Source organism: Flavobacterium sp. F52 (assembly GCF_000278705.1).
Classification (GTDB): Bacteria; Bacteroidota; Bacteroidia; order Flavobacteriales; family Flavobacteriaceae; genus Flavobacterium; species Flavobacterium anhuiense.
In genome coordinates this window covers 116,847-130,684 of the sequence record NZ_AKZQ01000027.1, presented here as the reverse complement: position 1 = coordinate 130,684, position 13,838 = coordinate 116,847, and the positions used below count along the sequence as shown (strand labels likewise).

General features: G+C 33.2%; 14 protein-coding genes. 8 read left to right on the top strand and 6 right to left on the bottom strand.

Going from position 1 to position 13,838, the window contains the following annotated elements; translation table 11 throughout:
• Nucleotides 1-94: 94 nt before the first annotated feature.
• The 4 genes from mreC to rodA are packed head-to-tail and all read left to right on the top strand — an operon-like array spanning nt 95 to nt 4,639.
• A complete protein-coding gene (gene mreC / locus FF52_RS14170; RefSeq protein WP_008466526.1) occupies nt 95-919 on the top strand; it encodes a rod shape-determining protein MreC in 825 nt (274 codons plus the stop codon).
• Nucleotides 912-1,418 (top strand): hypothetical protein, encoded by a 507-nt coding sequence (locus tag FF52_RS23895; protein ID WP_008466524.1) that lies wholly within the window; start codon nt 912-914, stop codon nt 1,416-1,418. Before mreC ends, FF52_RS23895 begins: the two co-directional genes overlap by 8 nt.
• Entirely contained in the window at nt 1,415-3,388 is a 1,974-nt protein-coding gene (gene mrdA / locus FF52_RS14160) for a penicillin-binding protein 2 (protein WP_008466522.1), read from the top strand. Before FF52_RS23895 ends, mrdA begins: the two co-directional genes overlap by 4 nt.
• Nucleotides 3,389-3,403: 15 nt before the next feature.
• A complete protein-coding gene (rodA, locus tag FF52_RS14155) occupies nt 3,404-4,639 on the top strand; it encodes a rod shape-determining protein RodA (protein WP_008466520.1) in 1,236 nt (411 codons plus the stop codon).
• A 263-nt stretch (nt 4,640-4,902) separates the two neighbouring features.
• Here rodA and FF52_RS14150 read toward each other — a convergent pair whose 3' ends face one another.
• The 6 genes from FF52_RS14150 to xrtF form a co-directional block, all read right to left on the bottom strand.
• On the bottom strand, nt 4,903-5,583 hold the full coding sequence (locus FF52_RS14150) for a DedA family protein (protein ID WP_008466518.1): 681 nt from the start codon (nt 5,581-5,583) through the stop codon (nt 4,903-4,905).
• A 133-nt stretch (nt 5,584-5,716) separates the two neighbouring features.
• Complete coding sequence (locus FF52_RS14145) at nt 5,717-6,058, bottom strand: heavy-metal-associated domain-containing protein (protein ID WP_008466516.1); 342 nt, start codon at nt 6,056-6,058, stop codon at nt 5,717-5,719.
• 30 nt (nt 6,059-6,088) lie between these two features.
• Nucleotides 6,089-8,095 (bottom strand): TonB-dependent receptor plug domain-containing protein, encoded by a 2,007-nt coding sequence (locus tag FF52_RS14140; protein ID WP_008466514.1) that lies wholly within the window; start codon nt 8,093-8,095, stop codon nt 6,089-6,091.
• Nucleotides 8,096-8,215: 120 nt separating this feature from the next.
• A complete protein-coding gene (locus FF52_RS14135) occupies nt 8,216-8,614 on the bottom strand; it encodes an HYC_CC_PP family protein (protein ID WP_008466512.1) in 399 nt (132 codons plus the stop codon).
• 46 nt (nt 8,615-8,660) lie between these two features.
• Nucleotides 8,661-9,107, bottom strand: coding sequence for an exosortase F system-associated membrane protein (locus FF52_RS14130; protein ID WP_008466510.1), 447 nt, complete (start codon nt 9,105-9,107; stop codon nt 8,661-8,663).
• Complete coding sequence (xrtF, locus tag FF52_RS14125; RefSeq protein WP_008466508.1) at nt 9,097-9,633, bottom strand: exosortase family protein XrtF; 537 nt, start codon at nt 9,631-9,633, stop codon at nt 9,097-9,099. Before xrtF ends, FF52_RS14130 begins: the two co-directional genes overlap by 11 nt.
• Before the next feature lie 70 nt (nt 9,634-9,703).
• Here xrtF and FF52_RS14120 point away from each other — a divergent pair, with 70 nt between their 5' ends.
• The 4 genes from FF52_RS14120 (at nt 9,704) to FF52_RS14105 (ending at nt 13,655) form a co-directional block, all read left to right on the top strand.
• Complete coding sequence (locus FF52_RS14120) at nt 9,704-10,159, top strand: GAF domain-containing protein (protein WP_008466506.1); 456 nt, start codon at nt 9,704-9,706, stop codon at nt 10,157-10,159.
• A 31-nt stretch (nt 10,160-10,190) separates the two neighbouring features.
• A complete protein-coding gene (locus FF52_RS14115; RefSeq protein WP_008466505.1) occupies nt 10,191-10,886 on the top strand; it encodes a hypothetical protein in 696 nt (231 codons plus the stop codon).
• 178 nt (nt 10,887-11,064) lie between these two features.
• Nucleotides 11,065-11,331 carry a 30S ribosomal protein S15 gene (rpsO, locus tag FF52_RS14110; protein ID WP_008466503.1) on the top strand — a complete coding sequence of 89 codons (267 nt, stop codon included), beginning with the start codon at nt 11,065-11,067 and terminating at the stop codon, nt 11,329-11,331.
• A 179-nt stretch (nt 11,332-11,510) separates the two neighbouring features.
• Complete coding sequence (locus FF52_RS14105; RefSeq protein ID WP_008466501.1) at nt 11,511-13,655, top strand: polyribonucleotide nucleotidyltransferase; 2,145 nt, start codon at nt 11,511-11,513, stop codon at nt 13,653-13,655.
• The last annotated feature ends 183 nt before the right edge of the window (nt 13,656-13,838 follow it).

Sequence of the window (13,838 nt, the reverse complement as noted above, 5' to 3'; positions counted from 1 at the left end):
AATTTACTTTTATAAGGGTCAAATTTCTATTATTTGACCCTTGTAAAAACTGAAACCTTTAAGCATATCCTGAAACAAAATAACCAGACAAGAAATGCAGCAAATATTTAATTTCATTATAAGAAACAGTAATCGATTGCTGTTTTTGCTGCTTTTAGGTATTTCGTTAGGACTCACGATTCAATCTCATTCTTACCACAGAAGTAAAATAATCAGCTCTGCAAATTTCTTAAGCGGAGGTGTTTATGAAAAAATCAATCGTGTTAATGAATATATGAATTTAAGAGCTGAAAACGACGAACTTGTACTTGAGAACGCAAGATTAAAAAGTCTTTTATTCAACAAAGAAGACACATCAAAAATACCTTTACCTGACACCATTAAAGGGGTAAAACCTGCTGATATCATTGTATCAAAAGTGATTCATAACACATACAGTACGCACGAAAACTTCCTTACTTTAAATTCTGGATCTAATGAAGGCGTTAAACCTGATATGGGAGTAATAAATAGTTTGGGGATTGTGGGTGTTATAGATGATACATCTCCAAGATATTCTACTGTTGTAAGCATTCTGAACATGAAATCTAGAATTAATGCCAAGTTAAAAAAATCAAACCATTTTGGTTCTTTAACATGGGATGGAAAAAGCACAGGATTCGTGCAGCTAAGAGATGTTCCGAGGCTAGCTTCAGTTAAAAAAGGAGATACCATTGTAACAGGAGGACAATCAGTGATTTTCCCTGAAGGAATCAATATTGGTACTGTTGAAACGGTTTATAAAGAAGAACAAACCAGTTTTTATGTTATAAAAGTTAAGCTATTTAACGACATGACAAACTTAGGGCACGTCTATATTATCAAAAGCAAAGACAGAGAGGAACTTATTAATTTAGAAAACAAAGAAAAAAATGAATAGCGCTCTGTTAGTCAATATTTTTCGATTTATTATGTTACTGGCAATTCAGATTGTTATCTTCAACAATATGAATTTCTTAGGATATATAAGTCCGTTCCCTTATATCTTGTATATTATTCTTTACCCAGTAAACAGCAATAAAGCTGGATTAATTATTTCAAGCTTTTTCTTAGGTCTGATCATGGATATGTTCTGTAACTCTGGCGGAATACATGCCACTGCTTGCGTTATTTTAGCCTATTATAGACCCTATATTTTTAAATTTTCTTTTGGTTTAAGTTATGAATATCAAACTATTAAACTAAACGAATCTTTAACACCCGAACGATTTTCATTCATATTGGTTTCGGTCTTAATGCATCACATTGTACTATTTGTTCTGGAAGCATTTCAATTCAAATTTATCTGGGACATTTTGCTCCGAACCTTATTTAGTTCTATCTTTACTATAATCACCTCAATAATAATAATTTATCTTATTAAGCCCAATAAACGATGAGAAAAGTCTTGCTGCCCACTATAATTATTATTGCAGCGTCTTTGCTAGTGATTAGGATTTTTTACCTGCAAATTATTGATGATTCTTTTAAGCTGAAATCAGAAAATAATGCAATAAAAAAAGTATATGACTATCCTGAAAGAGGTTATATTTATGATCGTAACGGAAAACTTCTGGTTGCGAATCAGGCTTCTTATGACATCATGGTTATTCCAAGAGAGATAAAAAAAGACCTAAATATTGCCGAATTTTGTGCTCTTCTGAATATTACACAGGAGGAATACCATAAGCGTATTGAAAAAGCAAAAGTTTACAGTCCAAGACTTCCTTCTGTTTTTTTATCGCAGCTGAATAAAAATGAATTTGCTGCTTTTCAGGAAAAAATCAGAAAATATGATGGTTTTTATTTTCAGAAAAGATCACTTCGCGATTATGAGGTTGATTACGGTGCCAATATATTTGGTTTTATAACTCAAGTAAATGAAAAACAAATTGCTAAAAATCCTTACTATAACAGTGGAGATTTAATTGGAAAGCAAGGTGTGGAAGAAAGCTATGAAGAAATTTTACGCGGTATAAAAGGAGTAAAATATATTCAAAAAGACAAATACAACCGAGAAATTGGTCCTTATAAAGAAGGAAAATACGACACCATTGCCGTTGCTGGAGAAGACATTAATTTAACGATCGATGCTGAACTTCAAAAATATGGAGAAGAATTAATGATTAATAAACGAGGAGGAATTGTTGCTATTGAACCTAAATCTGGAGAAATTCTAGCATTGGTTACCGCTCCTTCTTATGATCCAGGTATTTTAGTAGGACGTCAGAGATCTAAAAATTATACACTTTTATATCACGATTCTATTGCAAAACCTTTATACGACAGAGGACTTTTAGCAGAGTATCCTCCAGGTTCTCCATTCAAAATCCTGACTGGTTTAGTTGCACTTCAAGAAGGTGTAGTAAATGAGCAGACTACTTTTATGTGTCATCACGGATTTAGTTATGGTGGAGGACGTTTTATGAAGTGTCACGGTTTTGGGCCACACCAATTACATAATGGAATTTACAATTCTTGCAATACCTATTTTGGACAAGCCTATATGCTTACCATCAACAAGTACAAAGATCCTGGTCACGCTGTTGATGTTTGGAGCAGCCATGTAAAAAGTTTTGGATTAGGCCAGTTCATGGGTTATGATTTGCCAACTGGTAAAAGGGGAAATATTCCAACTTCAAAAACGTATAAAAGAATTTATCCTAACGGAGGTTGGAGAAGCTCTACTATTGTATCAAATGCAATTGGACAGGGAGAGGTTTTAATGACACCTATTCAATTGGCAAATATGATGGCTACAGTTGCTAATCAAGGATATTATTACACACCTCACATCATTAAAAAAATTGAGGGAGAAAAAATAGACGAAAAGTTCACTACAAAACACGTGACCACGATTGATCAAAAATATTTCCCGCCAGTCATCAGCGGATTATTTGATGTATATAATAAAGGTACAGCTTATGCTCTTAGAGTTGAAGGAATAGATATTTGTGGGAAAACAGGTACTGCTGAGAACTTTGCCAAAATAAACGGCAAAAGAACACAGCTTAAAGACCACTCTATATTTGTTGCTTTTGCCCCAAAAGACAATCCAAAAATTGCTATCGCCGTTATGATTGAAAATGGAGGTTTCGGAGCAACAGTTGCAGGTCCGATTGCGAGTTTAATGATTGAGAAATATCTAAGAAAGAAAATTACAAGAACCGATCTAGAAGTAAGAGTATTAAACAAAAGCTTACTTTCAGAATATGCTAAAGTAGGCGGAATAAGCGATGCTCTTAAAATCGAATCTGTTCCAAAAGATTCTGTTTTGCAAGCAAAAATTGTAAAACCAAAAGCACCGGCCGCAACAGCGCCAAAAACTGAAGTTAAAAAAACAGCCGTAGACACAACAAAGAAAAACTAAGAAAGATTATTTCAAATGAAAAATCAAAGTGTAAAAAATAATATTGATTGGATAAGTGTCTTTATCTACATTGCGCTGGTAACTTTAGGTTGGCTTAATATTTACTCGTCTTCTTTGTTATCTACCGATGGAACGTATCAAAAACAACTTATTTTTATCTGTTGTACTATTCCATTGATATTTGTTGTGCTTTTTGTTGATGGTAAATTTTACGAAAAATATGCAAGTATCATCTTTGGAGTTTCCTTATTGTCTCTTGCAGGATTATTCCTTTTCGGGAAAACTATAGCAGGACAGCGTTGCTGGTATGCCATTGGAAGCTTCACTTTACAGCCATCTGAGTTTGCAAAAGCTGCAACTTCTCTTGCATTAGCCAAATACTTGAGTGACACTCAAATTAACTTAAAAGAAACTAACAGACAAATCCAAGCTTTGGCCATTATGCTATTGCCCGTAATATTGATTTTACCACAACCAGATCCTGGAAGTGCTTTAATTTATAGTGCGTTCATACTTGTTTTATATAGAGAAGGTTTGCCCTCTTGGTATGTTTGGACAGCATTTATAACCATTGTTCTTTTCGTTCTCACTTTAGTTTTAGAACCATATGCGGTAATTGCAATGGCTTTTGTTGTGTTAGCAATTATACACTTTAAAGGAAGAGTCGTAGATAGAAATATCATTTTGAGCGGTATCTTATTAGTTCTAATCTCAGGATTTGTTTTCTCTGTTGATTATGTATTTGACAATGTTTTTAAACAACACCACAGAGACCGTTTCAATATTTTATTAGGCAAAACTGTAGATATGAAAGGTATTGGATACAATACCAACCAATCTGAAATTGCGATTGGTTCTGGGGGATGGCTTGGAAAAGGTTTTCTTGAAGGCACGCAAACCAAAGGAGGGTTTGTACCGGAGCAGCACACCGATTATATCTTTACCACTGTTGGTGAAGAATGGGGTTTTGTAGGTTCATTGGTCGTTATTTTACTGTTCACAGGCCTGCTTCTTAGAATTATTTATTTAGCAGAAAGACAGAAAACCAAATTCAGCCGTGTATACGGATATTGTGTTGCCGCAATTCTCTTTATCCATTTCTTTGTTAACATTGCGATGGTAATTGGAATTTTCCCAACAATTGGGGTTCCTCTACCTTTCTTTTCATATGGAGGTTCTGGACTCTGGGGATTCACTATTTTATTGTTTATTTTCCTTAAAATGGATGCCAATAAGGTGAATGAATGGTAGAATACAAATATTCTCAATCCTTAAAATTCAAATCCAATTAAAGATATCTTTTAATTAACCTATAAATAATTTAAAAGCTGTAATTAAGTTTTAAAAAAACTAATTACAGCTTTTTGATTTTATATTTTGCTTTATTATTTCTTTTAATGCTGAAGAAAATTAATTATCTATACAATTAGAAATATTATTGGCAATAAGCTTTAATGACAAAGCAAAAAAAATCCAAAGCTGAAAAACTTCGGATTTTTTTGTTTTTTATTTGATTATATCTCTTCGTGCGGTCTCTTTTTCAAAAGTTTCAGTAAAACTGGGAATGTCGAAATAATGATGATTATAATAATGATATATTCAATGTGTTTCTTCAAATCTATGCCTTGTTTTAAGAAAACGCCGTATAAATAATGTCCAGCGAAAATTAAAATAAACGACCAAAGAAAAGAACTTAGAATATTATAAAACATAAATTTCTTTTTGTCCATCGAAACGATTCCGGCAACAATTGGAGCAAACGTTCTAAAAATTGGTAAGAAACGAGCATAAATAATTGCTTTACCCCCATATTTTTCAAAAAAATCTTTTGATTGAAGCAAGTACTTTTTCTTAAACCAGAATGTATCTTCTTTTTTGAATAAATAATAACCACTTTTTGCACCAAACCAATAACCAGTCATATTCCCTAAAACTCCCATTACAGCAACTGCTGTAGCAAGCAGAAATACATTTATAAAGTCATTTGGGATGTAAGCTACATTTTCAATTAGATCACGACTGTAAATACCTGCTAAGAAAAGTAAACTATCTCCAGGCAGAAAAAAGCCTGCAAAAAGTCCTGTCTCAGCAAAAACTATAAACAGAACGATAAACAACCCAATCTGAAAACCTCCGACGCTTAAAGTAATATAAAATTCAGGGTTTAGTAACTGAGTCCATTCAAAATTATTCATAAATGTGATTGGTTATTTTTTATAGTTCGTGAAAGTAACAATAATTTACCTTAACCACAATAAAATGCGGTATTTTAAACATAAATTAACTATTAAAAAAAGCCCAAACTAATTGTTTGGGCTCCTCTATTTCTTATTCTCTTACATACTTGCAACAGCTGTGAAGGTTTTCATAATCTTCGGTTGTTGCTTTAACTTCCTTAGTATCATGACCCGCCTTTGCAATTGCTTTATTCAAATCTGCAGGAGAACATTTCTCTTCGTTTAAAATAACCGAAAGCTGATGAGAGCTTACATCCCAACTTGCTGTTTTTACTCCTGGAACACCGTAAGCCGCTTTTTCAATTCGCTTCTTACATTGTTCACAGTTACCGTTTACTTCTGTTGTGTATTTTAAATTCTTATTTTTTTTAGTTTGAGCCTGAGCTGAAAAACCTAAAAAAACCATCATTGCGATTAAAACTATTTTATTCATTGTATTTAATTTTATTATTTATTGAAATTGTTATTTAATTTTAAATCTAAGCCCTGCATAATACATCTGTCCGAAAATTGGAGCATATGCAATAGACGCATCAAAATTAGGTCCAAAAGGATCATTTGCCCCTAAAATTGCTTTTTCTTGTCTATAATTTCCAATATTTTCTCCCCCAACATACACTTCAAAAACTGGAGAAAAAACTCGGGTCACTTGCGCATTCATTACAGCATAAGCAGGTGAAAAATCAGGAAACTGATCTTCTACAGGATTTGAAGCTGTATAAGGCAATTGTTGTTTTCCTGACCAATTATAAGTAAAATCAAACCTCCATTGCTTGTCATTATTCATCGTTGTTTCATATTCTAAATTTCCTAAGAAACGATGTTTTGCCTGAAGCGGGCGTTGGAAAGTTCCTCTTAGATAATCGGTTTGAATGTCATAATATTTATAAGCTGTTCTTAAATTCAAATTATGGATTAATTCGTAATTGAACTCAACCTGAAGACTGTTTGCAAAAGAACTTCCTTTCAAATCATAAAACAACACTTGCTGCGGACTTTGCATCACATCTACAATGGCCTGATTTTGGAAATCTGTTCTATAAAGATCAAAGCCGGCATCGGCATTTCTGTTGAAAAGACGGAATTTCTGAGAAAAACTCACTCCATAATTCCATGCAATTTCTGGGTTTAAGCCGTATACTTTTCCGTTGGAATCTAAAATTGAAAAAGTTCTAGAACTAGCAAAAAGCTGTTGATTTTCAGCAAAAATGTTTGCAGAACGTTTTCCTCTTCCAGCAGAAAAACGAATTACACCATTTTTCCATGGATTATATCTCATGTGCAACCTTGGTGTAACAAAAACTCCCAATCGATTATGGTTATCAACTCTTCCGCCTAAAATCAGACTAAAATTATCTGTATTATCATAAGTATATTCAAAGAAAGCACCAACCGAGTTATCAATTCTGCTGACATCTGCTAAGTTTACAAATTCCTGATATTGGTCATAAGTAAAATTCAGACCAGTTGAAAATTTATGCATCGTATTATTGATAATCGAATTGAAAATCAAATTAGAATAAAAACTATTCTGTTTGATATCATATTGATTTAAACCATAATAAGAGTCTTGTTTATGGCTATTAAAAGCATTTTGAAAGCCAATACTTTGATATGGCATATCTTTAAATACATATCCAATTTTTGTCGAAACATCAAAGCGTTCAGTATTAATTTCTGAACCCCAATAATTGGTTGTGCCACGATCACGATCTTTATCAAAATTTACTTCTCCGGTTTGTTTTTTATCATTCATATATCTGAAATTGATAAAACTCACCAAACCACTTTCTGGATTATAATATTGATAACGGTTTAAAACATTGATTTGTTTTCCTAACGGATTATCGAGAAAACCGTCTTTGTTCATATCGTTTTTGGCTACACGCGCATTTCCGTGAACAAATAAGCTAGTCGCCCATTTGTCTGATAATTTTTTATTGAAATGGGTGTTTAATTCAAAACGAGAATCTGTCGATCCGTAAGCATTCAAGAAGAAAGGAATATCATTTAATGGCTTTAAAAGCTCTGTATTAATCTGGCCAGAAATGCTTTCGTAACCATTTATAACGCTTCCCGCTCCTTTCGTAATTTGGACACTTTCGATCCAAGTTCCAGGCGTAAAGGATAAACCATAGGCTTGAGACGCTCCTCGAACAGATGGAATATTTTCTTCTGTAATCATTAAATATGGACTAGTCAGACCCAGCATTTTAATTTGCTTAGTGCCTGTTAAAGCATCAGAAAAATTGACATCGATTGACGGATTGGTTTCAAAACTTTCAGCCAAATTACAACAAGCTGCTTTAAGTAATTCTTTGCTGGTAATTACAGAAGTGTTGGCTGTTACTGTAAAGGATTTTTTAATTCCTTTTTGCTTTTTAGTGATTTTTACTTCTTGAAGATCTTCCTGTGAAAAAGCAGAAAAAGAAAGCAAAATCATTGCAAAAAGCATTATATTTTTTTGCATAAAAAATTGATTTTAATGTTGAAATAGAATTACATTCTTGATGTTTTTGCAAAAACAAAAACTATCAAAATGTAAATACAAAGCCTTGATTAGGACTTGCATTGCATCTTAACATTAAAATCAGGAATAGAAAATATACTGATGGTATAATTTAAATAAAGGAGGTGCATTCGCATCAGCATAATACGAAAGAACTTCTTTCTTTTTAAAAGTTGGAACTTCTAAAAAAACTAGAGGTTTGTAATCTTGTGCAACTGCTGGGAAAGCAAATTGAAAAAAGAAAAATTTGATAGTTGCGTTGTCTGATTTCTTTTCGAAATGAACAACTTTATCTTTGCAGCAAGAGTTCTTTTTCTCTTTAGAACCACAACATTTCTTCTCAACAACAGGTTCTGCTGTAGTTTTTAAAGAAACCGAAGCAATTTCTCCACCACAATAGTGCACATCAAAAGCAAACCCTATATTGGAAATCAATAGAAGGAGCGCTAAAAACGGACCTGTGCACTTTTTCAAATTCATACTGCAAAGCTATTTAAAAACTATCGAAAAAAAACTAAAACAAATGTTATTTTTTAGTTTTTTGAAGCTGATAATAAAATCCCGGAATGAATAATAATATCAAAATAGGCTGAATTAAAAATCGCCTAACATAAAACAGAAGCCAGCTTCCACCTGGAAAATATTCTAGTATGATATAAAACATCAATAGAAAAACAACTAAAAACACACTATAAATCAGAAGACTAAATTTAAGAATATCACGATCCTGAAATAAAGCGTAAATCAAACCCAAAGACAAAATTGAATTTAAAAAATAACGAAAAAAAAGTCCCGCAAAAAGCTTAAGATTCTCTACTGGCGGATAAGGAATAGACTGAAAATCCGCATTAAAATATACCAGAAAAGGATCGTAAAACAGTTTTCTTTCAAACGTTCTAATCAAAGCAAATCCTATTACGACAGCAATCGTTGCAAAGATTTTAATTTTATTCTCTTTTAAATTATTTAGCATATTTTGAAAATCTATTGATCCAGAAAATCCATAAAATAAAAACATACCCATAAATCATCAATGGGAAGAAAGTTCCGTGCAAGAAATGGGTATATTGCGGAAAGTGGTATACAAGAACTATCAAAAGCGAAATCCTAATGACATTCAATACATATATAGAAATAAGCCCTAAAACTATAAAGAGTAATGTCTTTTTTAAATTTCCTGAAAAAGCAGCCACAAACGACACAAAAAGAATCATCACACTTACGGCATTACATCCTTCAACTATACGCGCTATAAATCTTCCATTTAAAATAATCTCTTGCCACGGATTTTGTGAGCTTTTCTGAATGATGACATCATAATTCAAAAGCTTTAACAATTGCTCCGAATTTTTACCAGAAACCATTGTGATGGCATCAAGCTCATCTGGCTGATAGCTGTTTAAATAAAATTTATAAAGCAGTGTAAAGACAATATATGTCAAAAAGAAGACACCAACGAAAATGAGAAATGGCTTAAACTGGACTAAATATTTTTTCAAGAGATTTTTTTTTCAAATTTATATATTTTTTGAGTTCAGCTTTAAATACTTTTGTATAAAATTTAATATCATGACATTTCAAGAACTACAACCACAGATAAGCAGTATTACTGCTGACAATCAAAAAAATAGAGACGAAAAATTATTAGCAATCTGCAAGCTTTTGAACGAAAATGTAGAGTATTACAATTGGGTTGGTTTTTATTTTGCAAATCACGACACTAAAACTTTACATTTAGGCCCTTACGTTGGTGCAGAAACAGATCACACTGTTATTCCGTTTGGAAAAGGAATTTGTGGTCAGGTTGCAGAAAGCAATGCCAATTTTGTAGTGCCAGATGTTAAAGCTCAAGACAATTATATTGCCTGCAGTTTAACAGTTAAGTCTGAAATCGTAGTGCCACTTTTTGTTAATGGAGTAAATATTGGCCAAATCGACATTGACAGCCATGTAATTGATCCGTTTACAGAAGCTGACGAAAGATTTTTAGAATTTGTAAATCAAGAAGTTGCTAAATTATTCTAGAAGAACTATTTTTAAGATAAAAATAGACTGAATGAAAAGAAACATCTTACTCTTATTGCTTCTGATAATTTCAGTTAATCTGTCTGCGCAAATTAGCATGATGTCTAAAAAAATCTTTTTAGACTCCTTAAATCGTGAATGTACACCCGAAAATCATGCTTACACAAGAGTAATTACCAATTATTCTCAGAAAAGCATCCGTTATGTTGTGACTGACTTCTACAAAAATGGAAGAAAGAAAATGACGGGATCGACCTTAGATCGAGATGTTCTAAAAAAAGACGGGGAATTTATTTACTATTATAAAAATGGTGCAAAAGAATCTGTTATAAATTATTCTGAAGACCATAAAACTGGCAAAGAAATTAGCTGGTACGAAGATCAGAGTAAAAAATGCGAAAAACAGAACATTTGGGATCCGAAAACAAAAAAGCTCCAGACTTTGATTCTAAATTGCTGGGATGTAAATAAAAATCAAACCGTTACGAATGGAAATGGAGATTACGAAGAAACAGATCAGTTTGTTACTCAAAAAGGAACAATCAAAGGCGGATTGAAACAAGGTTACTGGGAAGGGAATGACATTTTACGAAAGATTACGTTTGTTGACAATTATGATCAAGGAGTTTTAATTTCTGGCGTAAGTACTGATGCAAACAATGTCAAATTTTCTTATTCGTCTTTGAGCGAAAAGCAATCTGGTAAAAAAAATCAGAAGTTAAAATAGAAAACGACTTAAATTAAGCAGAAAAAAAATGGATCTAAATATTTAAAAACAAAAATCTTATATCCATTTTTTAGATTCTTTTATTTTTTTTTGATTTTTCTGTTTTTTTAATCTAATTTTGCACCCGTCTTACAAAAGTTGTATGACATACATAAAAATCATTTAAAACAATATTGGAATGTATTTAACTAAAGAAAAGAAAGAAGAAATCTTCGCACAACACGGTGGTGCAACAAACACAGGAAGTGCAGAAGGTCAAATCGCGTTGTTCACTTACAGAATTTCTCACTTAACTGAACACTTGAAAAAAAATCGTCACGATTACAACACTGAGCGTTCTCTTGTACTATTAGTAGGTAAAAGAAGAGCTTTGTTGGACTACTTGAAAAAGAAAGATATCAACAGATATCGTGAGATTATCAAAGTATTGAATATCAGAAAATAATCAATATAGAAAAGAGGTGCGAGAGTGCCTCTTTTTGTTTTTACATTACAGCTGTTTATAATAAGCATATTACAAGAAAAAAAGTTTGGTTTTTCATTGGGTTTTAGATAACAACAACTACACACAACAACAACTACAACACAACTAAAACCCATTGTATAATCAAAAAGGAAAAATTTATGATTCCACAAGTTTCACAAGAAATTATCGATTTAGGAGATGGAAGAAGCATCTCAATCGAAACTGGTAAATTAGCAAAACAAGCCGATGGTTCAGTTGTTGTACGTTTAGGAAACTGTATGCTTTTAGCAACTGCAGTTTCTGCAAGAACATCTAACCCAGGTGTTGACTTTTTACCATTAACGGTAGATTACCGCGAAAAATTTGCTGCTGCAGGACGTTTCCCAGGAGGATTTTTCAAAAGAGAAGCTAGACCTAGCGACAGCGAAGTATTAACAATGAGATTAGTAGACCGTGTATTACGTCCACTTTTCCCAGATGATTACCATGCCGAAACTCAGGTTATGATCCAATTAATGTCTCATGATGATAATGTTATGCCAGATGCATTAGCTGGTTTAGCAGCATCTGCAGCATTAGCTGTTTCTGACATTCCATTTTACAACTTAATTTCTGAAGTGCGTGTTGCTCGTATCGACGGAAAGTTAGTAATCAACCCAAGCAGAGAAGAATTAGAAAAATCTGATATCGACATGATGATTGGAGCTTCTATGGATTCTGTTGCCATGGTTGAAGGTGAGATGAAAGAAATTTCAGAAGCTGAAATGGTTGAAGCAATTAAATTTGCACACGAAGCTATTAAAGTTCAAATTGTTGCTCAACAAAAATTAAGAGCAAAATTAAACTCTCAAGAATACAGAACTTACGAAGGTGAAGTTGAAGACGAAGCTGTTTACGCAAAAGTAAAAGCTGCCGCTTACGATAAATGCTATGCAATTGCACAAGAAGCTTCTGGAAAAGCAGAAAGAGGTGAAAAATTTGCAGCTGTAAAAGAAGAAGCAAAAGCTTTATTTACTGAAGAAGAATACGCTGAAAATGCAGATCTTGCTGGTTTAGTTGGAAAATATTTCTACAAAACAAATAAAGAAGCTGTACGTAATGTAATTCTTGAAAAAGGAATTCGTCTAGACGGTAGAAAAACAACAGAAATCAGACCAATTTGGTGTGAAACTGATTATTTGCCATCTGTACATGGATCTTCTTTATTTACACGTGGAGAAACTCAAGCTTTGGCAACGGTAACTTTAGGAACTTCTAAAGAAGCTAACCAAATCGATTCTCCATCTGAACAAGGCGAAGAGAAATTCTACTTACACTATAACTTCCCTCCTTTCTCTACTGGTGAAGCAAAACCATTAAGAGGAACTTCAAGAAGAGAAGTTGGTCACGGTAACTTAGCTCAAAGAGCTCTTAAAAATATGATTCCTGCAGATTGTCCTTACACTATTCGTGTTGTTTCTGAAGTATTAGAATCTAACGGTTCTTCTTCTATGGCAACAGTTTGCGCTGGAACAATGGCTCTTATGGATGCTGGAGTTCAAATGACAAAACCAGTTTCTGGTATCGCTATGGGATTAATTACTGATGGTGAGAAATTTGCTGTATTGTCTGATATCTTAGGAGATGAGGATCACTTAGGAGATATGGACTTTAAAGTAACTGGAACTGCTGACGGTATCACAGCTTGCCAAATGGATATCAAAATCGAAGGATTGCGTTATGACATTATGGAACAAGCTTTAGCACAGGCTCGTGATGGACGTTTGCATATTTTAGGGAAATTAACAGAAACAATTGCTTCTCCAAGACCAGAAGTTAAAGATCATGCACCGAAGATCATCACTAGAACTATTCCTGGAAACTTTATTGGAGCGTTAATCGGACCTGGAGGAAAAGTAATTCAAGAATTACAAAAAGCTACAGGAACTACTATTGTAATCAACGAAGTTGACGAGCAAGGGGTTGTTGAAATCTTAGGAACTGATCCAGAAGGAATCAAAACAGTATTGGCTAAAATTGATGCCCTAACCTTCAAACCTCAAGTTGGAGAAGCATACGAAGTGAAGGTAATTAAAATGCTTGATTTTGGAGCTGTAGTTGAATATACTGCTGCACCTGGAAATGAAGTATTGCTTCACGTATCTGAGCTAGCTTGGGAACGTACAGAAAATGTTGCCGACGTAGTCAAAATGGGCGATGTTTTCCAAGTGAAATACTTAGGAGTTGATCCTAAAACTAAAAAAGAAAAAGTGTCTAAAAAAGCACTTGTTCCAAGACCTCCGCGTGAGGAGAAAAAAGAGTAATCAGATCTTAGTTTACTAAAGGTTTATTTATAGAAAACCCCAATTCTTTATTGAATTGGGGTTTTTCAGTTTCTAGAAGCAACATTTAATGTCTCTAGCTTTTTTTTGAAATAAATTCTATTCAAAAAAAAACTAAAAAACACACTTCAGCATGGTTTTTCGATTTTTTTTACTAAAAATTCT